The following is a 20,977-nucleotide window of genomic DNA, read 5'->3' on the forward strand; positions in this document are numbered from 1 at the left end:
GCTCCGGGGTGGCGCCGGAGCGCGCGGGTACCTACGCCGGCTTGATCGAGAAGATCCCCTACCTCCAGGACCTGGGCATCACGGCGGTGGAGCTGCTGCCGGTGTTCCAGTTCGATCGGCTCGATGCCCCCGTGGGTAGAACGAATTACTGGGGCTATTCACCGATCTCACTGTTTGCTCCTCACCGGGGCTACAGCTCCCGCACCGATCCTCTCGGCCCGCTTGACGAGTTCCGGGACCTGGTCAAAGCCCTGCACAAAGCCGGCATCGAGGTGATTCTCGATGTGGTGTTCAACCACACCGCCGAAGGCGACCACCGCGGGCCCAGTTTCTGCTTCCGCGGCCTGGCGAATGAAGCCTATTACCTCCTGGAACGCGACGATCGAAGCCGCTATGCCAACTACAGCGGCACAGGCAACACGTTCAACGCCAACCACCCGATGGTGCGGCGCCTGATCCGCCACAGCCTCCGCCACTGGGTGAAGCACATGCACGTGGATGGGTTCCGCTTCGATCTGGCCTCCGTGCTGGCCCGCGACGAGGAAGGCAAACCCATGCCCCTCCCCCCTGTGCTCTGGGACATTGAGACCGATCCCCTCCTCGCCGGCACCAAGCTGATCGCCGAGGCCTGGGATGCGGCTGGGCTGTATCAAGTGGGCAGCTTCATCGGCGACAGCTGGCAGGAATGGAACGGCCACTTCCGCGATGACATCCGCCGCTTCCTGAAGGGTGATGCGGGCCAGGTGCCAAGGGCAGCCCTGCGGTTGCTGGGCAGCCCGGACATCTACGGCCATGAGGAACGGGAGGCGGAGCAGAGCGTGAATTTCATCACCTGCCACGACGGCTTCACCCTGGCCGATCTGGTGGCCTACAACGGCAAGCACAACCTCGCCAACGGCGAGGACAACCGCGACGGTGCCGACGACAACGCCAGTTGGAACTGCGGCAGCGAAGGGCCGAGCAGCGACCCCCAGGTGCTGGCACTGCGCCAGCGGCAGATCCGCAACGCCCTGACCCTGCTGCTGCTGGCGGTCGGTACCCCGATGCTCTCCATGGGTGACGAGGTGTGCCGCAGCCAGCAGGGGAACAACAACCCCTACGGACAGGACAACGACATCAGCTGGTTCGACTGGACCCTGCTCGATCGCCACCTTGACATCCACCGCTTCGTGAAGGAGCTGATCGCCCACCGGATGCGGCGCGACATCGTGGTCAATCAGCGGCAGGTGAGCCTCAACGATCTGTTGCGGGAGAGCCAGATCGAATGGCATGGGGTGTCCCTCCACGAACCCGACTGGGGCGAATCCTCCCGGTCGCTGGCAGTAAGGATCACCAGTTACGACGGCAGCTTCCGACTGCACGTCATCGCCAATGCCTACTGGGAGGACCTGGATTTCGCCCTACCGGCAGCCGATGGGGGCAGCACCCCCTGGCGACGCTGGATCGACACTGCCCTGCCCACACCGGAGGACATCAGTGCCTGGAACATGGCGGCACCGGTCACCAGCACCCACTACCGGGTCGCGGCCCGCTCGGTGGTGGTGCTGTTCGTGCAGCTCGCCGGGACCTGGTTGTGAATGGCCCGAAAGGGGCTGTTGGATACAGACTGGTGCTGACCGAATGCAGCCTTCACGGGCCGATCTCACGGTGTAGGCCAGGCCCATGGTGAGCCCAGCAACACCCGATCCCACCCAGGCTCCCAGCGCTGGGGAGGAGGACGCCTGCCTCGAGAGAATCACGGGGCAGTTGATCGATCTCTGCCGATCGATGCAAAGCATGGAGATCAGCGATGGGCCTGTTCTTGAGGCCGTCGCAGCTGACTACAGGGTCAGCGCCCGTAACCTGCTGCACTACGTGGCCCTGCGGCAACACGACATCCGCCAGCTCCAGGACCAACTCGCAAGCCAGGGCTTGTCCTCCCTCGGGCGCTGCGAATCCAGCGTGATGGACAGCCTTCAGAAGGTGTTGGAGATCCTCAGGACCCGCAGCGGGCCAGAGGTGATTTCGCAACCCCTGCCAGCCGTTCCTCTCAACCATCGCTCCGGGAAGGAGCTGGTTGCGAACAATTGCGAGCGGCTGCTCGGCGCTCGCAGCTGCACAGCGGACTGCACGATCATGGTGACCTTGCCCATGGAAGCGGCAGACGACGACGAGCTGATCGAGCACCTGCTGAGGGCCGGGATGACCATCGCCCGCATCAACTGTGCCCACGATGGCCAGGCGGTCTGGCTTCGGATGATCCACCAGCTTCGGCGGGCCGTCGCCAGCACGGGCCGCCCCTGTCGGATCGCCATGGATCTGGCCGGACCGAAACTCCGTACCGGCCCGATTCAGCCGGGTCCGCAGGTGGTGCACTGCAAACCACGGCGCGACAGCCTGGGGAGGCTGCTCTCACCGGCTCGAATTCTGCTGTCCCCCCATCTGGAGCCCACGACCCCCATGCCTGGGGTGGATGCTGTTGTGCCGATCACAGGGGATGGCTGGAGCGTTCTCGAAGCCGGTGATCGCCTCGCGATGATCGATGCCTCTGGGCGGCACAGGCAGCTTCGTGTGGAGCGCCAATCAGCCGAGGGAATCTGGGCGAACACGACCCAGAACTGCCACTTCACGCCTGGGTTGAAATTGGTGATGTGCGCTCGCTCCGGAGGCGGCAGCGATCGACACGAGGCGAATCGGTGCACAGTCACCATCGGAAGGATCCCTGCTCTGGAGGGAAGCCTGCTGCTGCACAAGGGTGATCAACTCCGAGTCGTGGCGCTGCCGGAACTTGGCCGGCCTGCGGGCTACACTGGAGAGGGAAAGCAACATCGTCACGCCGTCATCAGTTGCACACTGGCGGAGGTCTTCGCTGATGTGAAATGCGGCGATCGAATCTTCTTCGATGATGGCAGGATCGGCGGCCTGGTTACCGGGACACAGCCCACTGAACTGCTGGTGGAAATCACTGCGGCCAAGCAACAGGGCTCGCGGTTGCGGGCCGACAAAGGCATCAACCTTCCCGACAGCCCACTGAGCATCCCTGCGCTGACGGCCAGGGACATCGCTGATCTGGAGTTCATCGTCCAACACGCCGACATTCTCAACTTTTCCTTCGTGCATAGCAGCACTGATCTTCAAGCCCTTCAGGACCAGCTCACCAGGCTGGGCCATGCCGATCTGGCCGTGATCCTCAAGATCGAAACAAGACAGGCCTTCGATGACCTGCCATCACTGTTGCTGGCCGCCATGCGCTCTCCAGCTCCACTGGGTGTGATGATCGCCCGCGGTGATCTGGCCATCGAGTGCGGCTGGGAGCGGCTGGCGGAGATTCAGGAAGAGATCCTGCGCCTCTGCGAAGCTGCCCATCTCCCCTGCATCTGGGCCACGCAGGTGCTGGAGGAACTGGCGCACGGTGGCATGCCGACCAGGGCAGAGATCTCCGATGCCGCGATGGGGGCAAGGGCGGAGGGCGTGATGCTGAACAAGGGGCCGAACATCACCGCCACGGTGCGGATGCTGCACGACATCGTGATGCGGATGCAGTCGCATCAGCACAAGAACAGTTCTACGTTTCGCCGCTTGGAACTGGCGGCCCATCATCACTCTTAGGCATCCTCTGATTGATCCTTCGTCGAGATCCCATGGGTCATGGCGATGCTCAATGGTTTCACCTCCCAGATCATGCCTGAATACTCATTGATTGAGCGGTCGGAGGAGAAGAAGCCGCTGCGGGCAGTGTTGAGCAGGGACTTGCGGTTCCAGATGGCTCTTTGAGACCAGGTACGGCTGACGATACCTTGTGTACCGAGATAATCATTGAAGTCGGCAAGCACAAAGTAGGGGTCTGCATTGATTAGGCTCTGCACGATTGGCATGAATAGTTCGCCATCACCGTTGCTGAAGTGGCCATTCTCGATCAAGTCAATGGCCTCCTGGAGCAGCGGCATGGTGGCCAGCAGTTCCCACGGGTGGTAGTTGTCATGCAGCTGGGCAATCTGACTGGCAGTCTTGCCGAAAAGAAAGAAGTTCTCGGCACCGACCTGATCACGAATCTCTACATTAGCTCCATCGAGCGTGCCAATCGTCAGAGCTCCATTCATCATGAACTTCATGTTGCCGGTGCCAGAAGCCTCAAGTCCGGCCGTGGAGATCTGCTCAGAGAGATCAGCGGCCGGGTAGACCTTCTCGCCCAACTTGACATTGTAGTCGGCGAGGAACACAACCTTCATCAGCCCCCGCACATCAGGATCTGTGTTGACCACCTTGGCAATACCGTTGATGAAGCGAATCATCAGCTTTGCCATCGAATATCCAGGCGCCGCCTTGCCCCCGAAAATAACAGTGCGAGGCACCATGCCATCGGTGGTGCCATTCTTGATGCGCAGGTACTGGGCGATCAGTTGGAAGGCATTGAGATGCTGACGCTTGTACTCGTGGATCCGCTTCACCTGGATGTCGAAGAGGCTGCTGGGATCAACGACAAGGTTTGACTGCTGTTCGATGATGGCAGCCAGCCTCCGTTTGTTGGTCAGCTTGCAGGCCCCCCAGCGCTCCAGGAAGCTTTGGTCATCCTGGAAGGCTTCCAGCTGTCTTAGGGAATCGGGTCGGGCTGGCCAGTCGGCACCAATTGCCTGAGAGAGCAGATTGTTCAGCGGCGGATTCGCCAGTGCGACCCAGCGGCGGGGGGTGACACCATTGGTAACGTTGGTGAACTTGGTCGGCCATAGCTTGGCGAAATCAGGGAATAAATCCTTCTTGACCAGATCGCTGTGCAGGGCTGCTACACCGTTAACGTGATGGGCAGCGATGACAGCCAGGTTTGCCATCCGAACAGCACGCGGCCTCTCCTCTTCGATGATCGACAGGCGGCGAAGGATCCCATTGTCACCTGGCCAGTGCAAGCGAACTTGTTGGAGGAAACGGCCGTTGATTTCATAGATCAGCTGCAGATGGCGTGGAAGCAGTGAGCCGAACAGATCCAGATCCCACCGCTCCAGCGCTTCAGGGAGCAGGGTGTGGTTGGTGAAGGCGATTGAGCGTGTGGTGATGTCCCAGGCCCCCTCCCAATCCAGATGGTGCTCGTCCACCAGCAGGCGCATCAGCTCTGCGACGGCGATGGCTGGATGGGTGTCGTTGAGCTGGATGGCCCAGTGGTCAGGAAAGTTCTGGAGTCCGATTCCACGATTGTCGATGTTGCGCAGCATGTCCTGCAGCGAACAGCTCACAAAGAAGACCTGCTGCTTTAGCCGTAGACGACGACCGGCATCGGTACCATCGTTAGGATAGAGGACTTTGGAGAGGGTCTCCGAGCTCACCTTCTGCTCCACGGCGCCGATATGGTCGCCGGAGTTGAAGGCATGGAAGTCGAAGGATTCCGAGGCCTCAGAGCGCCAAAGGCGCAGCCGGTCACAGGTATTCACCCGGTAACCGAGCACGGGGATGTCGTGGGGGATTCCGATGACAACCTCGCCTGGAAGCCAGCGCACCCGTTCGTGCCCATCATCGTCGTGATAAGTCTCGATGCAGCCGCCGAAACCCACCTTGCAGCTCTTGTCGGGATGCACCAGCTCCCAGGGCCAGCCGCCCTTGAGCCACTTGTCAGTGATCTCAACTTGCCAGCCGTCCTTGATCAGCTGATCGAAGATGCCGAACTCGTAGCGGATGCCATATCCGGTGGCTGGGATTTCAAGCGAGGCGAGTGATTCGAGGAAGCAGGCGGCCAGGCGGCCGAGGCCACCATTGCCGAGGCCTGGTTCCTCCTCCTCAGCCAGGATCTCTTCAATGTCGGAGACCCCAAAGTGCTGCAGGGCCTCGGCCGCCTGCTGCTGAATTCCGAGCATCAGCAGGTTGTTGCCAAGTTGGGGTCCGATCAGGAACTCGGCAGAGAGATAGGCCACCGCCTTCGGCTGATGGTTCCTCAAGGCATCCTTGTAGGCCAGGTGGCGGGTCATCAATCGATCACGCACCGCGTAGCTCAGCGCCATGTAGAGGTCATGGTGGCTTGCGCCGATGGCGCGCCTCCCCAGGGTGAAGAACAGGTGCTCGGTGATCCCGGCCAGCAGGTCACTCGCCGTCAGGCCAGTGCGCTCAGAATCTCCGTAGCTTGAGGGCTCTGACAAGTTCTCGGGCTCAACTTTCGAGGGTTGGGCCAAGGTGCTGCCAGTCATGTCTGTAGGGAGCAGTAGAGCATCAAAGCCAAGCTGGCAAGAATCTGAGCAGCCGAGGTTAAGGGCCGAGAAGCATTGCCTGAACTGCAGCATCTCTTAATACGAAGTATTTCAGGTCGTTGAGCGAAATGCCACATCGTGATCGCTCATTTCGCGCATCTATAGACAGATGCTTTGTGGTCTACCTGCAGATTATGAGCACATATCTAGCAAGTCGATGACACATTCTGTCCCTAAACAACGTGTCCAGCACGCGTTGAGAATGTTCTTGAGGATCTACCGGCGGATAGCGTCAACTATTGCGCCATGGCCCCGCAGAGGGGGATGTTGAACCTGGCGTGCAGCCCCGGTCGTCCATACCCGATGCCGTTTTCTCACCCCAGAGCGGGTCAGGTGTTGGGGGATCCTGAGTGTGGCACCGGACGGGATCAATGAGTGCGGTGATGAACCTGAGCGGCTGGGTCGCCTGACCGCATATTGGGAAGCCCAATAGATGGGCGCTCATTGATCCCGCTGTGCATGGCCAGACGCGCCGAAGCAAGGCCGTGCAGATCAATTGCTGCGGCCTGCTGTCTAACTCAAGGGTGTCAGCTGGATGATCGGAGGCTCATGTCATACTTGTGCGGAGATTGAGTCAAAGGGGGTCTGCCTACCTGCAATACGTCCATGCCCTGGCCTGTCAGTTGCTAACAGGATGTAGGTAAGACTTCCTAAAGAAGCAATCATTTACTCCTTATCCTGAGTATCAAGACCTGATGACTGCTGATCAATCCCTGCTTATCACAGCTCGCTACACTGATGCGCTGGGATGGGCTGCAGATTTACACCTTGATCAGCGACGGCAAGGCACGGACGTTCCGTACATCTCCCACGTGATCGCCGTCAGTTCGCTGGTGTGGGAGGACGGCGGCAGCGAGAATCAGGCTATTGCAGCTCTCCTGCATGATGCTATCGAGGATGCCGGCCAGAATCATGCCTCAATCTCACTGCGTTTCGGGGTCGAGGTCGCTGACATCGTTTTTGACTGCACCGATCCAGGGAAGAATCAGGGTCCGAATAACAGTAGTAGCTGGCTTGGTTGTAAGCAGGCTTTCATTACCACCTTGGAGCATAAGCCGGAGTCTTCACTGCTGGTGGTGGCTGCTGACAAAGCTCATAATGCACGGGATCACCTATTCGATGGCCGACGAGACCCGACCTTTTGGCTGCGAACCCCAGCAGGACTACTGGGCTGGGTCTGGTACTTTCAGAAGATTCATGAGTTGCTTGACAGTAGACTGCCTGGGAGTCGCTCAGTTGAACTGCTTGGCCTAGCAGTTCGAGACCTCATCTCCCTCCCGGAATTCGCGCTGCAGGTACCGGTTGGTATGGATCCAAGCGAGTGGGCATCGAAGGCTGAAGGGAACCTCGAAAAAGCCGTCGGACTGAGTCAGCATTGATCGAACCTAAAGAAATCTACTGCTTGTGTAAAATCTCCTTCTATTTTGCATCCATGAATTCAAGATAGGGGTGAATATCCCCCCAGTCGAATGATCGGGAAATCCGCGCTTCCTATACTTTTATTGCAGGTCGCCAAGCTGCCGGGCCAGCTGTTGCAGCGGTTCTTCAGGGGGGAGTACGCACTGTGGTTCCGCTGACCGCGGTCCCCTCCCATGTCCGGTGGTCAGAATCGGTGAACGCTCCGCTCAATTCTGGTCGCGGAGCCGTGGCGTCCGTGCCAAGCGGCAAAGCCATTATCCTGGCCGGGGAGATCACATTTTGACAGATCTGTGCAGATCAAGGTCTGAGCTTGGAGGTGGCCAAGAGTGCAGCATGACCCGAGAACGGATCCCCGAACCGCGCTACCGACCGAGGGCGGCAGATGCAAAAGCAGATGCAGATGCAGAGGCCCGGAGCCGATCACGAAGGTGGTTCTCGGAAGGTTTCTCTCAGGAACACCACCGATGGCTCCAGTTCACCACTGCAACTCCGCAAGGCCGCTGTGCCGCTGAGACGAAAGCTGCTTCCACTTTGCTGTGTTTGAGAGTCGCATTCATGAGAAGGGTGCGCGCAGCCATCCATTGAGCGAGCAAGCACAGGAACGGAACAAGGTGCGATCTGAAGTGCGGGCAGGGGATGAGCATGCCTTTGGTCTCATCACAACCTGCATGCGCGGCAAGCTGACAAGGCGGATCGGCCTGGCAAGAACGAGTGCTTGGTGGGGACTGCAAAATCTGACTTACAACTTTGGGTTACCTGCACTGCAACGCAATAGCAGCGCTGGTTGTCTGATCATTCGTCAGGGTCACGTCAGCCCCGTGATGAAGTCATGGAAGCCATTCACATGGCAGAACTGCACGTGCAGAGAAATTCCTAGTGGTTTCACAAGGCTGTCTCGGGAATGTCAATAATTCGAGGTGCCCTTCAGAACAATCAGGCCCAGCACCACGTGCTTGTACTCGGCCGCATCCATGTTGTTGCGCAGCTTGTCGGCCGTGAGCCAGAGCTTGGCCTCGAAGCCGAGGTTGCCGCTGCTGTTGCCAGCAGAGCTGGTTTTCGCCTTGCGGCCGGCCCGGGCCACGCACCACGATCCCCTTGGCCACCAGTTCCGCCTTCACGTCCTCGTAAACGGGCTGATCCCAGCCGAGCGCTTCCCGCAGGTCCGGGTTCCTGGCGGGGCTGCCGGCTGTTTCCAGGGCTTCGAGAAAATCGTTGAGCTGGTCCTGATCGGGCATCGATAGATCAGGTCAGGCGTCGCTGGAGGGAGTCTGCCTGGGGTGGGGACCGCTTGGGGTGTCTTGTCGCCACGCTGGGTGGCCAGCTACTACCCCTCCCCCATCAACTGCCTCACCAGAGCAATCAACTCCTTCTTCGTAAACCTCTCCAAGGGGGGCGGTGGCGGGTTTACGCCGTGCCGTTCAAGAACCTTGGCCAGAGCGTCCTTTTGCAACTTGGAGTACCCCTTGATCCCATGCTCCTTGCACAGCCGCTTGAGGCTGGCCACAGACTGTTGAAGGAAACTCCCCCTGCCGAGCAGGGGTTTCGGGTCGTGCCCCGCCGCCGGCTGCGCATCCTGGAGGTCATAGAGGGCAGCACCGGTGCGCTGCAGATGGTCTGCCATCCGGCGGTACACCCGGGCGTCGGTACCGGCGAGTTCCCGGTTGGTCTGCTCCAGAAGATCGGCGATTGAGGGGCCTGCGCTCATCGTTCCCCAGGGAGGCTGGATGGGCTGGAGGGGTCCGTCGTCGCTTCGGCCGCCAAGGCAGCAGCCTTGGCCTTCACCGTGCGCCAGCGGGTGGCCTGCTCGATCAACCGCCGGAACATCTCCACCAGCCAGAAGCCGCTCTGGCGCTCGCTTTCATCAATCAGGCCCACCATCGCATCGCCCGTTTCCTCCAGTTCGCGGATCACGGTGCCGAGCTTGGCGTTGAGGGCATGGAGCCGGGCCTTGGCCAGGGCCTCATCGGCCAGGTCGGCCTCCAACTCCACCAATTCCCGCCGCAGCTCAGCAATCACCACCCCCCGCTTGTCGCTCTGGGCCTTGAGCAGGCCCCTGGAACGGTTGGCCGACACCAGGGCCGCGCGGCAGCCCTGGTAGGTGTCCTGTAGCGCTTCAGGTTTTGGGGTCACCGGAAAATCGGTGGCCGAGCGGAGTGGCATCGGGAATCGAATGGCTGCCTACAGGATTACGGATCTTGGTCTGATCTGCCGTGGTTCAAGCCGGGGGGACGGTGGTGATGTCCGTCGACCCCTCCCAAAGCCTGAAGGAGACCATGCATCTGCTCCGCTCTCCTGCCGTTGCCCTGCTGGAGCATGGCCTGGTCGATGGGGCTTTCAGGCCCTGATCGGAGTGATCAGGTCGTAGGACACTGAACTCTCCATCCATGGCTGCCCGTGCCCAACCCCAGCGGATCCTTCAAATCGGCGATTGTCGGCCTGCTCGTGGTGATCGGTTCGATCGGAAGCCTGGCACTGCTGGGTTGGTTCACTGTGGTGCTGCTCGACCTCAAGCATCTGAACACGTCCGGTTTCACGCTGCCGTAGCCGCAACCCAGTGGAGAGCTGCGCTCACCCCAGGAAGCCTGATCATGGCGTCCGATTGATCTCTGGGCTGGTCACGCTGAACCGCCTTCGTCGTAGGTGCGCAGGTGGGCAACGTTGGTGCTCATGGGGGTGAGCCCGGTGCTGAGAGCACTGCTCCCTGAAATCCGAGCACACTTTGTTCGCAGGGCGTTGGGGGCGGGGCAGCAAGACCTAACCTGCCTGTTGCACACGATCCAGGATGCAGATCGAAAGCTTCACCACCTTCAACATCGCCATCGTGGTGCTGGCGATCGGACGGTGGCTCAATCAGCGTGTGGCGATCCTTCGGGACTTCAACATCCCCGAACCGGTGAGCAGCGGTCTGCTCGTCTGCCTGCTGCTGGCCGTGGTCCACAGCCTTACGGGGATCGAAATCGGCTTCAATCTGGCCACCCGGGATTTCCTGCTTCTTTACTTCTTTGCCGCCATCGGGCTGAACGCCGACCTCAAAACCTTGGTGGCGGGAGGCCGTCCCCTGCTCGTGCTGGTGGTGGTCACCGTCGGTTACATGGTGCTCCAGAACCTGACCGGGGTGGGGGTCGCCAGCCTGCTCGGCCTCAATCCGCTGATCGGTCTGTTGGGGGGCTCGGTGTCCCTGCTGGGCGGGCACGGCACAACGATTGCCTGGGCACCACGGTTCGCCGCCGACCATGGCGTTGAGAATGCCCTGGAAATCGGCATCGCCTGTGCCACCTTCGGATTGGTGCTGGCTTCGTTGATGGGAGGCCCGATTGCCCGCCTCCTGATTCGCGGCAACAAGCTCCAACCGGGTCGGGCAGCTAGGGAGACCGGTCAGGAGTCCACGGCACAGAAGGCCGAACCCATCAGCTATTTCAGCCTGCTTCGCACCCTGTTCTGGCTGAATGTCAGCCTGGCCCTTGGCGAAGGGCTCCATGAAGCGTTGCGGGCGGCGGGAAGGAATCTGCCGCTGTTCGTCTGTACTTTGTTTGCCGCCATCCTGCTCACCAACACGGTTCCTCGCCTGGGTCGCTTTCAATGGCCGGCCAGGAGCCGGTCGCTGGCGATCATCTCGGAGATTTCCCTGGGCATTTTCCTGACGATGTCGTTGATGAGCCTTCAGCTCTGGACGATCGCCGAACTTGCCGGCCCGATCATCACCATCCTGGCGGCGCAGTTCGTGGTGGCGTTCCTGTTCGCCGTGTTCGTGATCTTCCGTGTGATGGGTCGTGATTACGAAGCCGCCGTGATCTGCTCCGGTTTCGGCGGAATCTCGCTGGGTGCCACTCCCACAGCGATGGCCAACATGGCTGCCGTGGTCCAGACCTATGGCCCGGCCCACCGCGCCTTCATCATCGTGCCGCTTGTTTCGGGATTCTTCGTGGATATCAGCAATGCCCTGGTGATTCAACGCTTCCTGAACTGGCTGGGCTGAGCCGGGTTACTGCTAGATTGAAGAGTGACTGAACGGCCAAAGGTCTCAGGGAGCACATCACATGACCATCAGAATCGGCATCAATGGCTTCGGCCGCATCGGCAGGCTGGTGTTTCGGCGGGCATTCGAAACCCAGGGAATCGATGTTGTCGGCATCAATGACCTGATCGATGTGAAATACATCGCTTACATGCTTCGCTATGATTCAACCCATGGCCGATTCCATGGTGATGTCGCCGTCGTCGATGGGAATCTGATCGTCAACGGCAAAACCATCCGGGTCACCGCCGAGCGGGATCCCCTCCAGCTCCAGTGGGGTGCGATTGGAGCGGAGATCGTGCTGGAAGCCACCGGCTTCTTCCTCACCGATGCCACCGCCCGGGCTCACATCGAGGCGGGTGCCAAGAAGGTGGTGCTGTCGGCCCCTTCCAAAGACGACACGCCCATGTTCGTGATGGGGGTGAACCACGGCAGCTATGCCGGCCAGGACATCGTTTCCAACGCCTCCTGCACCACCAACTGCCTGGCGCCGATCGCCAAGGTGCTGCACGACAACTTCGGCATCAAGGACGGGCTGATGACCACCGTGCACGCCACCACCGCCACCCAGAAGACGGTGGATGGCCCTTCGATGAAGGACTGGCGAGGAGGCCGCGGCGCCGGCCAGAACATCATTCCCTCCTCCACCGGCGCCGCCAAGGCCGTGGGCAAGGTGATCCCCGCCCTCAACGGCAAGCTCACCGGCATGGCCTTCCGCGTTCCCACCCCCGATGTGTCGGTGGTGGATCTCACGGTGAACCTGGAGAAACCCGCCAGCTACGACGCGATCAAGGCCGCCATGAAGGCAGCGTCGCAAGGGCCGATGGCCGGCATCCTCGGCTACACCGAAGACGAGGTGGTGTCGAGCGATTTTCTCGGTGAATCCTGCACCTCGATTTTTGATGCCAGCGCCGGCATCGCCCTCACCGATACCTTCGTGAAAGTGGTGGCCTGGTACGACAACGAGTGGGGTTATTCCTGCAAATGCCTCGACCTGATCTGCCACATCGCCAGCCATTGAGCGTCGCGGCACCGCGTTCAATCCCAGTCGAACGTGAGCAGGCGTTGGCCGGGCAGAATCGCCTGAACCTCCTCCCGCAGGATCCTGATCACCTCAACGCTCGCATGCGGATGGCTTCGGATCCCGGCGACGATGTGGCGGATGTCGTCGGCCGTCAGGCCAGTTGTGCTGATTCGACGCTCATGCATGCGCGTGCGGAACTGCTCAAGCAGGGCCTGCTCCTCCTCCGTCAGGGGCTTGGCACCGGGATGGTCGATCTCCATGGGTGGGGGGCTGCAGCAACGTTCCACTCCAGCATGGGCCCAGGGAGCCCTTCTGCCCCCTATCAATCAAGGCATCCGGGGCGAAAGACTGGGAAGCGGCAACCAGCCCGTTGCAGGAAGGCCGCCCTGATCAACGAACGAAGCAACTTCGATGGAGTGCTCGATGACCACCCTTCCCGCCGACGACCGGCTCGCCAGCCTGGAGGCCGCCGTGGCCGCCCTCACCGGACGGCTCGGGAGCGTCGAAGCCCAGGTTCATGAGCAAGGGAAGACCTTTGGCCTGGTATCAGATGTGGCCGTCTATGGCCCCCTGAGGGATCTTCTGGCCGCTCCAAGACCAGCGCCGATCACCGGATAGCGGCTGTACAGGCTGCGGTGAAGGGCGCTTTCGTAGCGGGGCCTGCCGGTGTCGGGCTGGCCGATGGAAGCCATGGTCCAGCCGAACAGGCCGCCAAGCAGCGCGCTCATCAGGGCGGCATAACCATCGAGACGCAGATTCACGGTGGGGAACCGGGGGCAACGGTTGGCTCCGTTGGTTCCCTCTGCAGGTGAGCGCGCTCCAAGCCCTTGATCACGATGTACAGCACTGGCGCCACCACCAGACTGAGCACGGTGGCCACCAGATAGCCGCCGAAGCTCACCGTGCCGATCGACCAACGGCTGATGGCGCCTGCGCCGGAGGCCGTCATCAGCGAGATGTAGCCCACCAGGCCCGAGGCGGCGGTGATCACGATCGGCTGAAAACGGGCCTTGGCCGCGCCGATGGCCGCTTCGCTGAGGGACATGCCCAGCCGCAGGAATTCATTGGCCTGCTCCACGAACAGGATCGCATTCTTGGTTGCCATGCCGATCAGCATCAGCAAGCCCACCTGGGCAAAGATGTCGTTGATCGAGCACCTGCGGGGCGATCTCCTCCATCGCCAGCGACGCCTGGCCAGAGCTGTAACCGGGGGCGGGACCCCCCTGGATTTTGATCGCCTCGTAGACGTTGAAGTTGGTGATCGTGGGAGGCTCGAAGAAGGTCTCGATGTCCACCAGCTGCTGGAGGTTCACCAGGCTGCCGTTGCGGGATCGGACGAAGAAGGAGGAGATGTCCTCCGGCCTGGTACGAAACGGACCATCGGCCTGCACATAGACCCGAAACTGCTTCTTGTCGAACAGGAAGTCGTTCACATAGGTACCTCCCATGTAGGCCTGCAGAGTGCCGAAAACATCGTTGATGTTCACATCGAACGACTTCACCTGATCCCTATCGACCCAGATCGTGAACTGCTCCACTCCGGGCGTAAAAGTGGTGGTGACCCGCTGGAGCTCGGGCCGCTCCTGCGCGGCCGCCAGCACGGCATTGAGGTTCTTGAGCAGGGCTTCGGTGGGCAGCCCACCCCTGTTCTGCCGAGGAACTGACCGACGTTGAGCTGCAAACGCTCCAGTTGCTTGCGAAACCGGCCTGCAAGGTTCTCGCGCCCTTAGCGATCCGGATCACCCTGCCAGGCCAGGTACAACCACAAGGTGCTCAGCATCATCAAGACCAAGTCGTAGACGGTTTGCACCCAGTAGGGCAGCAGCTAGATCAGGGTGGTACCGAGGGGGTAGGGCGGCTGATCGATCAGACATCTTTCCTGCACCTCCACGCAGTCACCCGACAAGCGCAACGGGCTCCAGGGATGGACTGGCAAGGTGAGCGCCCACGACCAGGGGTCGTAGAACAACGAGGCGATGATCAACAACCAGCCGGTGGTCAGAATCCACCGAACCAGATGCATCCGGGACTCTGAAATCTGAACCGCCATCGGCCACCACAACCAGGAAGTCACCTTAACCGAGGGACTTACCTGACCCGGCTTGTGCTGGGCTCCGTTGATTCTCAGGCTTGAGCTCTCTGCCTGGGCCCCGGATCAAGGAGCGCTCCGCAGCGGCGCAGACCCTGCTGGCAATCGCCGGCCATCAGCAGGCCGGACCCCCCCCAGACCAGACGCAAGGCCAGATCGAGTGGCCCCGCCCCCACGGACCTCACCGGCTCGAATCCAAGCCGGTAGAAATAGCGCACCAGGCGCTGGTGTTGCCTCTCTTCATCGCGAATTGCCAGCAGCTGGGCATTGCGGCAGGGGGTTTCCTCCAGGCTCCAGGCGAAGGTGGCCGCCCAGATCAGCACACCAACCCGATGGGCCCCTTGCTGCACCCGCAGGGTGTCGAGGTGGAGGCCGGCGGGGGTGGGCAGGGCCCAGCCCTTCAGTTCCCCCAGCAGCTCCAGCGGCCGCCCCTTGGGGCAGCGGGCCACAGCCACCTTCAAGCCCCAGACGCCGAGCCGCCGCCGCCTCTGGATCCGCAGCTGCAATCCCCGTTGCGCGGCACGCTGCTCCAGCTCCGCCAGGCTCCACGACCCCATCCCAATCCCGTTCACGCCGGATAGGGCTCCACCCGAACCACCGCCTCCAGCGGCAAGGGTCCGTAGATGTGGGGGAATAGCTCGCCACTCTCCGGAGCCGGCTCCTGCTTCACGGTGGCCGTGAGCCGCTGCGGATCGATGGTGACCAGCCGCACGGGGCCGGCATCGGCATAGAAGCGCCGGTAGGTGGCGGCCACCTGGTGGGCACAGCTGGCGTGCACGAAGCCCACCTCCTCCAGGCTGCGGCCCCGGGTCGAGTGGCGGTATGCACCTGCGGCCAGGGCGGCCCGCCAGTCATCGGCCAAGGCGAGATGATACAGATAGCGGCTGGAGCGCCACCGCTCCTGGCGGGCCATCACCGCCGCCAGCTCCTCGCTGGCCAGGAAGCGGCCCAGCCAGCCCTGCAGGGCCCCCAGCACCGGTTCGGCGTCGAAGCCGGCCGAATCAGCCAGGCGGAACTGGCGCACGAACGGCAACAAGGCCAGATCGGCCAGGCACGGATGCGCCCCCAGCAGCCAGCCGCCCTGCCCGGTACGGGCCGCTGCTTCCAGCCGCCCGTTCCAGTCCTGAAGCACCGCCAGGGCAGCCTGCCGGTGCGCCGCTGCCTCGGCGCCTGGAAAGCGGCTGGCGTACTTGAAGCGATCGAGATGGACCTTGAAGCTGTCGTCGTTGGTGGCGATCAGGGCGTCGATCTGAGCCATCTGGCTGGGTTGTCCACGGCGCAACAGGTCCTGAGGGTCGCTCTGCTCCAGGGCCCAGCGCATCACCTCCAGGCTCTGCTCGATCACCCGGCCAGGCCCATCATCCGGATCAGGAAGCGCCAGCACTGGCACGGTGCCCTTCGGTGATGCCTCCAACAGCTCCTCCGGCTTGGCCTGGAGGCTCACCTCCCGCACTTCCACCGCCACCCCGGCGGTCCGCAGAGCCAGCCGCGCCCGGATCGCGTACGGACACCGCCGGAAGCTCCAGAGAATGGGTAAGCCCGGGCTCACTGCGCCGCCAGATGGCGCTGCAGGGACTCCTGCAGAACCTCCCGTTCGGCCGGATCCCCCACGACCGTGAGGGTGCCGCTCTCGGGCCACCAGTTGAGCCGCAGGTTCGTCTCCGCCCGGTCGCAGACGAACAGCTCGAACTGTCCCTTGTGCTCCCAGTGCCCGGAGCAGCCGAGGCTCTCGATCAGAACCTTGAGCTCGTCGAGGGTGCCCTGGAAGGTCATGCCGACAGGTAGCGAGGTCGGCCAACTGTAGGGAGGCTCTCCAAGACGGTCAGGGGGCGCCTGGTCCTGGCGCAGCCTCGCGGCTGAAGCGATACCCCAGGTAGTCGAAGGACACCACCCGACCGCTTCGATCGGCCTGGAACGGCACCTCCACCGGCGAGGAGATCACCCCGGGCCAGAGCAGGTGAAAGGTTTCGCCGTTCCAGGGCGTGAGCGCCGCCCTGTAGCGGGCCGGACCCGCCAGCACCTCCAGGGCGCCGCCCTGCTCAGCGATCGTCCAGCGGCCGAACAGGTCGTTGCTGAAGCTGCCGGCATAGGCCGCCAGGGGCCTGGCCGGTGGCTTGGGGTTGGCCGGGCGCGGAGCCACCGCCAGCAGCATCCCCTCCAGCTGCCGGGACCGGACCCGGATCTGCGGCTGCAGATCCGCCTCGCCAGGCCGGCCGAAGGCCTGCTGCAACAACGCCGCCCGCACCGCCTCCGGCAGGGCGGTGAGGTTGCGGTTGGCCAGGACCACCACGCCGAAGCGCTTCTGGGGCAACAGCAGCAACAGGGTGCGGACGCCATCGAGGGCACCACCCTTCTCCAGCACCTTGAGGCCGTTGTAGTGGTACACCCCCCAGCCGGGGGAGTAGTCGAAGCCAGAGTTGGCATCGATCGGGGGAAACTCGGCGAAACCCGGCTCCTCGGCGATCACCGGTTCAAACAGCTCCTTCACCGCCACCTCCGAGAGCACGCGCCGGCCATCGAGCTCGCCTCCCCGGGTCAGCAGGGCCACGAAGCGGCTGAGGTCGCTGGCGCTGGAGGCGAAGCCCCCGGCGGCGATGAACAGGGCACTGAGGTTGGGGGGCACCACCTGCAGGCGGCCGTTCACCACGGCGTGGGAACGGCTGACGTCCTCAAGGGCGCCAGGGCCGGCCCCGTCGCCGATCAGGGAGCGGGCGATACCCGTGCGGGTCATGGCCAGGGGCGTGAAAATCAGGCTGCGGGCCAGCTCCGCAAAGGGCAGGCCGCCAGCCTTCGCCGCCAGCTCGCCGGCCAGGAAGAAGCCGATGTTGGAGTAGGCGGGCCGGTCGCGGAAAGACGTGGCGGGCTGCACGTAGCGAATCCGACGCAGGACGTCGACGCGGTTGTAGCCGAGGTGGTCGAAGAGATCGCCGAAGAAGGCGGGGAAACCGGCACGGTGGGTGAGCAGGTCGCGGGCGTTCACCCACCGGCCGGCATAGGCATCGGCGAGGCGGAACGCCGGCAGCAGCGCCACCATCGGCTGCTCCCAGCCGAGCCGCTTGCGCTCCACCAGGGCCGCCACCGTGGCGGCGGTGAAGGTCTTCGACACGCTCGCCAGCTGGAAGACCGTGTCGGCTGTCGTGGGGGCGCCCGTGGATTGATCCCGCACCCCGAAGCCCTCGGCCAGCACCACGCGACCGTCCTGCACCAGGGCCACGGCTGCGCCGGGAACGCCGTACTCCGCCAGGGCCCAGCGGCTGATCCGGCGGGCGGCGGCCGCATCGACGCCACTGCCAGGGGCATAGCCGGGCAGGCCGCCCTTGGCCTCGGCTTCCACCTCGACCCCCCGCACGGTCTCAGCCGCGGCTGGCACCAAGGCCCCTGCGATGGCGACGGCAGCCAGCAGCAGGATGCCGACCGCCAGCCGGGCGGAACGGCCGGGGTGGCGAGCCAATGACCTTTCGGCAGCAATGTTGCAACAGTACGTGGAGAGAGCAGGGCGCCGTCCCCCAAGCCTGAACGGAAGCGCTTCAGCCCCGGGGCTTGAAGGCCCAAACCCGCAAACGCACGTAGTCGGCGATCCAGACTCCATCGGCTCGCTGCAGGGCAGGGCGCAGCACCTCGACCACCTCCTCGATCAGGGCCGGCCGCTGGTCGGCAGGCACGGCAAAGGTGTAGGTGTGGCCGAAGGTTTCGATCCAGGCCCCCACCGAGCCAGGCAGGGGGGTGGGCCGTGGAATCAGCTCGAGGCGCTCCACCGTGAAGCCAGCTGCCTCCAGCAGCGTGCGGTAGGTGTCGGGGCTCGGGAAATAGGTGTCGCTCTCCACCGCCAGGTCCCGCCTGGCAAGCGCAGCCTTGAGGGCACCATGGATGGCCGCCACATTGCCCTGCCCCCCGAGTTCGGCCACGAACCGCCCGCCCGGAACCAGGGCTCGGGCAACCCCCGCGATCACGGCTTCAGGCGGCAGCATCCAGTGCAGGGCGGCGTTGGAGAACACAGCCTCGAAGCACGCCTCAAACGGCAGGGCCTGTCCCTCGATCTGGCGGGCATCAAGCCCCAGGTCCCGGGCCGCCGCCACCATCGCCGCGCTGGCATCCACACCGATCACGGCACAGCCGTGCTCCTGGAGCCCCCGGGTGAGGGCCCCATCGCCGCAACCCAGATCGAGGATCCGCTCGCCGGGCTGGGGATCGAGCCACGCCAACACCACACCGGCCAGATCAGAAACGAAGCGGGCATTGGCCGCATAGCTCTGAGCATTCCAGCTCTGGCTGCCGGCCTTTGGCTTGAGGCTCATGGGGCCGTCACCCCACCCAGGTGGGTCCGGCCCCGCCCGCGGGCCAGGCCGATCTGGCGCTGACGCTCGCGGAAGCGCTGGCGATCGGCGTCGGTGTAGCGGCCGATGCAGTGGTGACAGCTCACCCCTTCCTCGTGGCTGGCCAGCTGGCGATCCGCCTTGGCAACCGGCAGCCCGCAGGCATGGCAGAGGCTGTGCTCGCCGGGCTCCAGCCGGTGGTTGAGAGCCACCCGCTGGTCGAAGACGAAACACTCCCCCTGCCAACGGCTGGTGGCGGCAGGGATCTCCTCCAAGTAGCGAAGAATGCCCCCCTCCAGCTGGTTCACACCTTCGAATCCCTGCTGCAGGAGATAGGCCGTGGCCTTTTCGCAACGGATGCCACCGGTGCAGAACAGGGCCAGGCGGCGGGGTTGGCGTTCGGCCACCAGGGGTCTGAGCTCCCGCTCAACCCAGGCTGGGAAATCACCGAAGCGCTCGGTGCCGGGATCGATGGCCCCCTCGAAGCTGCCCACCGCCACTTCGTAGCCATTGCGCGCATCGATCACCAGGGTGTCGGGATCGTCCACCAGGCCGTTCCATTCCACGGGCGGCACCCGGCGGCCGCCCCCATCAGCTGGGCGGACTGTGGGGCAGTCGAGCGTGACGATCTCCCGCTTCAGCCGCACCTTGAGGCGGTGGAAGCAGGGCTCTGAACTCCAGCTGGTCTTCACCGCCAGATCGGCCAGACCAGGCTGCCCCTGCAACCAGACCAGCAGATCCTCCACCCCCGCGGCCGGTCCGCAGACCGTGCCGTTGAGACCTTCCTCGGCCAGCAGCACGGTGCCGCTCAGCCCGCCGACCACCCCCCGGTCCCGGATCCCGCCCTGGAGGGCCTCGAGCCCGTCGAGGGCCACGAAGCGGTAGAAGGCCGCCACCCGAAAGGCTGCAGCCTCAGCGGCCATTCACCGGCTCCACCTGCACTCCGGCCGCCGCCAGCAGCTCCCGGTCGGCCTCCACGTTGGGGTTGCCGGTGGTGAGCAGGGTGTCGCCGTAGAAAATCGAATCGGCCCCCGCCTGCAGGCAGAGGATCTGGGCCTCCCGGCTGAGCTGCTGGCGGCCGGCACTCAGGCGCACCCGGCTGAACGGCATCAGGATGCGGGCGCTGGCCACCATCCGCACCAGCTCCAGCGGATCCAGCGGCGCCTGCTGCTCCAGCGGGGTGCCCTCCACCGCCACCAGGCCATTGATCGGCACGCTCTCGGGGTGGGGATCCAGGTTGGCAAGCACCTGCAACAACCCTGCCCGGTCGGCGAGGCTTTCGCCCAGGCCGATGATGCCGCCGCTGCAGACCGCCAGGCCGGCCCGGCGCACCCGCGCCAGGGTTTCGAGCCGCTCCTGGTAACTGCGGGTGCTGATGATCCGCCCGTAGTACTCGGGGCTGGTGTCCAGGTTGTGGTTATAGGCGGTCAGCCCCGCTGCGGCCAGCCGGTCGGCCTGGCCGTCGGTGAGCATGCCGGCGGTGACGCAGGCCTCCAGGCCCAGCTCCCGCACCCCCCGCACCATGGCGAGCATGGCCTCAAAGGGGGCGCCATCGCGGATGTCGCGCCAGGCCCAGCCCATGCAGAAGCGGTGGGCACCAGCCTCTTTGGCCGCCCGGGCCCGCTCCAGCACTAGAGCCACCACCAGCTCCGGCCGGCCCGCCACATCGGCGCTGTGGTGCATCGACTGGGGGCAGTAGGCGCAGTCCTCCTCGCAGCCGCCCGTTTTCACGCTCAGCAGCGAGGCAAGCTGCACCCGGTAGCCTGGGTTGGCAACGCGGTGCACCTGCTGGGCCCGCCAGAGCAGCTCCAGCAGGGGGAGCTCCAGCAGCTCTTGAATCTCATCCCTGCTCCAGTCATGGCGTGGGGAGACCGGCATGGCCGTGGCGCTGCTGGGGAGGGCGGAAGGGGC

Annotated in this window: 22 protein-coding genes and 1 pseudogene; 8 read left to right on the forward strand and 15 right to left on the reverse strand. The window is 63.5% G+C overall.

Features of this window, described 5'->3' with window-relative positions; genetic code table 11:
- Both KBY66_RS10595 and KBY66_RS10600 read left to right on the forward strand, forming a co-directional pair.
- A partial coding sequence (locus KBY66_RS10595; RefSeq protein ID WP_255089400.1) for a glycogen debranching protein occupies positions 1 to 1,577 on the forward strand: 1,577 nt, incomplete at its 5' end.
- A gap of 85 nt (positions 1,578 to 1,662) precedes the next feature.
- Positions 1,663 to 3,588 carry a pyruvate kinase gene (locus tag KBY66_RS10600; protein WP_255089402.1) on the forward strand — a complete coding sequence of 642 codons (1,926 nt, stop codon included), beginning with the start codon at positions 1,663 to 1,665 and terminating at the stop codon, positions 3,586 to 3,588.
- Here KBY66_RS10600 and KBY66_RS10605 read toward each other — a convergent pair.
- A complete protein-coding gene (locus KBY66_RS10605; RefSeq protein WP_255089404.1) occupies positions 3,585 to 6,146 on the reverse strand; it encodes a glycogen/starch/alpha-glucan phosphorylase in 2,562 nt (853 codons plus the stop codon). The two genes, KBY66_RS10600 and KBY66_RS10605, sit on opposite strands and share 4 nt — an antisense overlap.
- 755 nt (positions 6,147 to 6,901) lie before the next feature.
- On the opposite strand from KBY66_RS10605, the gene KBY66_RS10610 reads away from it, so the two are divergent.
- Positions 6,902 to 7,585, forward strand: a complete 684-nt coding sequence (locus KBY66_RS10610; RefSeq protein ID WP_255089405.1) for an HD domain-containing protein — start codon at positions 6,902 to 6,904, stop codon at positions 7,583 to 7,585.
- 944 nt (positions 7,586 to 8,529) lie between these two features.
- Here KBY66_RS10610 and KBY66_RS10615 read toward each other — a convergent pair.
- From KBY66_RS10615 to KBY66_RS10625, 3 genes are all read right to left on the reverse strand, one after another.
- A complete protein-coding gene (locus tag KBY66_RS10615; protein WP_255089406.1) occupies positions 8,530 to 8,706 on the reverse strand; it encodes a type I restriction-modification system subunit M N-terminal domain-containing protein in 177 nt (58 codons plus the stop codon).
- Between the two features lie 243 nt (positions 8,707 to 8,949).
- Positions 8,950 to 9,330, reverse strand: coding sequence for a hypothetical protein (locus KBY66_RS10620; protein WP_255089408.1), 381 nt, complete (start codon positions 9,328 to 9,330; stop codon positions 8,950 to 8,952).
- Positions 9,327 to 9,785: a hypothetical protein gene (locus tag KBY66_RS10625; RefSeq protein WP_255089410.1), complete on the reverse strand. Its 459-nt coding sequence runs from the start codon at positions 9,783 to 9,785 to the stop codon at positions 9,327 to 9,329. Before KBY66_RS10625 ends, KBY66_RS10620 begins: the two co-directional genes overlap by 4 nt.
- A gap of 50 nt (positions 9,786 to 9,835) precedes the next feature.
- Between KBY66_RS10625 and KBY66_RS10630 the strand changes: the two genes are divergently transcribed.
- The 4 genes from KBY66_RS10630 (at position 9,836) to gap (ending at position 12,661) form a co-directional block, all read left to right on the forward strand.
- Positions 9,836 to 9,970, forward strand: coding sequence for a hypothetical protein (locus KBY66_RS10630; protein ID WP_255089411.1), 135 nt, complete (start codon positions 9,836 to 9,838; stop codon positions 9,968 to 9,970).
- Positions 9,971 to 10,019: 49 nt separating this feature from the next.
- Positions 10,020 to 10,169, forward strand: coding sequence for a hypothetical protein (locus tag KBY66_RS10635; protein WP_255089413.1), 150 nt, complete (start codon positions 10,020 to 10,022; stop codon positions 10,167 to 10,169).
- Between the two features lie 238 nt (positions 10,170 to 10,407).
- Positions 10,408 to 11,601, forward strand: a complete 1,194-nt coding sequence (gene gltS / locus KBY66_RS10640; RefSeq protein WP_255089414.1) for a sodium/glutamate symporter — start codon at positions 10,408 to 10,410, stop codon at positions 11,599 to 11,601.
- Between the two features lie 61 nt (positions 11,602 to 11,662).
- Complete coding sequence (gene gap, locus KBY66_RS10645; protein WP_255089416.1) at positions 11,663 to 12,661, forward strand: type I glyceraldehyde-3-phosphate dehydrogenase; 999 nt, start codon at positions 11,663 to 11,665, stop codon at positions 12,659 to 12,661.
- 17 nt (positions 12,662 to 12,678) lie between these two features.
- Here the strand turns inward: gap and KBY66_RS10650 are convergent, their stop codons facing one another.
- Positions 12,679 to 12,924, reverse strand: a complete 246-nt coding sequence (locus KBY66_RS10650; RefSeq protein ID WP_255089417.1) for a hypothetical protein — start codon at positions 12,922 to 12,924, stop codon at positions 12,679 to 12,681.
- Positions 12,925 to 13,087: 163 nt separating this feature from the next.
- Between KBY66_RS10650 and KBY66_RS10655 the strand changes: the two genes are divergently transcribed.
- Positions 13,088 to 13,282 carry a hypothetical protein gene (locus KBY66_RS10655; protein WP_255089419.1) on the forward strand — a complete coding sequence of 65 codons (195 nt, stop codon included), beginning with the start codon at positions 13,088 to 13,090 and terminating at the stop codon, positions 13,280 to 13,282.
- 139 nt (positions 13,283 to 13,421) lie between these two features.
- Here the strand turns inward: KBY66_RS10655 and KBY66_RS10660 are convergent, their stop codons facing one another.
- From KBY66_RS10660 to bioB, 10 genes and pseudogenes are all read right to left on the reverse strand, one after another.
- Positions 13,422 to 13,769 carry an efflux RND transporter permease subunit gene (locus KBY66_RS10660; protein ID WP_255089420.1) on the reverse strand — a complete coding sequence of 116 codons (348 nt, stop codon included), beginning with the start codon at positions 13,767 to 13,769 and terminating at the stop codon, positions 13,422 to 13,424.
- Positions 13,726 to 14,304: pseudogene (locus tag KBY66_RS10665) on the reverse strand (efflux RND transporter permease subunit); the annotation flags it as partial. The gene KBY66_RS10660 and the pseudogene KBY66_RS10665, both read right to left, overlap by 44 nt.
- Positions 14,305 to 14,489: 185 nt before the next feature.
- A complete protein-coding gene (locus tag KBY66_RS10670) occupies positions 14,490 to 14,687 on the reverse strand; it encodes a hypothetical protein (RefSeq protein ID WP_255089422.1) in 198 nt (65 codons plus the stop codon).
- A 101-nt stretch (positions 14,688 to 14,788) separates the two neighbouring features.
- Positions 14,789 to 15,310 (reverse strand): hypothetical protein, encoded by a 522-nt coding sequence (locus KBY66_RS10675; protein ID WP_255089424.1) that lies wholly within the window; start codon positions 15,308 to 15,310, stop codon positions 14,789 to 14,791.
- Positions 15,311 to 15,321: 11 nt separating this feature from the next.
- On the reverse strand, positions 15,322 to 16,302 hold the full coding sequence (locus KBY66_RS10680; RefSeq protein ID WP_255089425.1) for a DUF952 domain-containing protein: 981 nt from the start codon (positions 16,300 to 16,302) through the stop codon (positions 15,322 to 15,324).
- Positions 16,299 to 16,526: a hypothetical protein gene (locus tag KBY66_RS10685; protein WP_255089427.1), complete on the reverse strand. Its 228-nt coding sequence runs from the start codon at positions 16,524 to 16,526 to the stop codon at positions 16,299 to 16,301. Before KBY66_RS10685 ends, KBY66_RS10680 begins: the two co-directional genes overlap by 4 nt.
- Before the next feature lie 49 nt (positions 16,527 to 16,575).
- A complete protein-coding gene (locus KBY66_RS10690; protein ID WP_255089429.1) occupies positions 16,576 to 18,204 on the reverse strand; it encodes a serine hydrolase in 1,629 nt (542 codons plus the stop codon).
- 76 nt (positions 18,205 to 18,280) lie between these two features.
- Positions 18,281 to 19,048, reverse strand: a complete 768-nt coding sequence (locus tag KBY66_RS10695) for a class I SAM-dependent methyltransferase (RefSeq protein WP_255089431.1) — start codon at positions 19,046 to 19,048, stop codon at positions 18,281 to 18,283.
- Positions 19,045 to 19,989 (reverse strand): rhodanese-related sulfurtransferase, encoded by a 945-nt coding sequence (locus KBY66_RS10700; protein ID WP_255089432.1) that lies wholly within the window; start codon positions 19,987 to 19,989, stop codon positions 19,045 to 19,047. Before KBY66_RS10700 ends, KBY66_RS10695 begins: the two co-directional genes overlap by 4 nt.
- The gene (gene bioB / locus KBY66_RS10705; protein WP_255089504.1) at positions 19,979 to 20,944 is read right to left on the reverse strand and encodes a biotin synthase BioB; all 966 of its coding nucleotides are present in this window, start codon (positions 20,942 to 20,944) and stop codon (positions 19,979 to 19,981) included. The genes KBY66_RS10700 and bioB overlap by 11 nt, the downstream gene beginning before the upstream one ends.
- Between the last annotated feature and the right edge of the window lie 33 nt (positions 20,945 to 20,977).

Origin of the sequence: Synechococcus sp. Tobar12-5m-g (assembly GCF_024345415.1) — a bacterium.
GTDB lineage: Bacteria > Cyanobacteriota > Cyanobacteriia > PCC-6307 > Cyanobiaceae > Regnicoccus.

Bases quoted from the DNA above. Each gene is read 5' to 3' on its own strand.
- KBY66_RS10600 (WP_255089402.1), top strand. From the start codon at position 1,663: ATGGTGAGCCCAGCAACACCCGATCCCACCCAGGCTCCCAGCGCTGGG.
- KBY66_RS10605 (WP_255089404.1), bottom strand. From the start codon at position 6,146: ATGACTGGCAGCACCTTGGCCCAACCCTCGAAAGTTGAGCCCGAGAAC.
- KBY66_RS10610 (WP_255089405.1), top strand. From the start codon at position 6,902: ATGACTGCTGATCAATCCCTGCTTATCACAGCTCGCTACACTGATGCG.
- KBY66_RS10620 (WP_255089408.1), bottom strand. From the start codon at position 9,330: ATGAGCGCAGGCCCCTCAATCGCCGATCTTCTGGAGCAGACCAACCGG.
- KBY66_RS10625 (WP_255089410.1), bottom strand. From the start codon at position 9,785: ATGCCACTCCGCTCGGCCACCGATTTTCCGGTGACCCCAAAACCTGAA.
- gltS (WP_255089414.1), top strand. From the start codon at position 10,408: ATGCAGATCGAAAGCTTCACCACCTTCAACATCGCCATCGTGGTGCTG.
- gap (WP_255089416.1), top strand. From the start codon at position 11,663: ATGACCATCAGAATCGGCATCAATGGCTTCGGCCGCATCGGCAGGCTG.
- KBY66_RS10650 (WP_255089417.1), bottom strand. From the start codon at position 12,924: ATGGAGATCGACCATCCCGGTGCCAAGCCCCTGACGGAGGAGGAGCAG.
- KBY66_RS10655 (WP_255089419.1), top strand. From the start codon at position 13,088: ATGACCACCCTTCCCGCCGACGACCGGCTCGCCAGCCTGGAGGCCGCC.
- KBY66_RS10660 (WP_255089420.1), bottom strand. From the start codon at position 13,769: ATGGCAACCAAGAATGCGATCCTGTTCGTGGAGCAGGCCAATGAATTC.
- KBY66_RS10670 (WP_255089422.1), bottom strand. From the start codon at position 14,687: ATGCATCTGGTTCGGTGGATTCTGACCACCGGCTGGTTGTTGATCATC.
- KBY66_RS10675 (WP_255089424.1), bottom strand. From the start codon at position 15,310: ATGGGGTCGTGGAGCCTGGCGGAGCTGGAGCAGCGTGCCGCGCAACGG.
- KBY66_RS10685 (WP_255089427.1), bottom strand. From the start codon at position 16,526: ATGACCTTCCAGGGCACCCTCGACGAGCTCAAGGTTCTGATCGAGAGC.
- KBY66_RS10695 (WP_255089431.1), bottom strand. From the start codon at position 19,048: ATGAGCCTCAAGCCAAAGGCCGGCAGCCAGAGCTGGAATGCTCAGAGC.
- KBY66_RS10700 (WP_255089432.1), bottom strand. From the start codon at position 19,989: ATGGCCGCTGAGGCTGCAGCCTTTCGGGTGGCGGCCTTCTACCGCTTC.
- bioB (WP_255089504.1), bottom strand. From the start codon at position 20,944: ATGCCGGTCTCCCCACGCCATGACTGGAGCAGGGATGAGATTCAAGAG.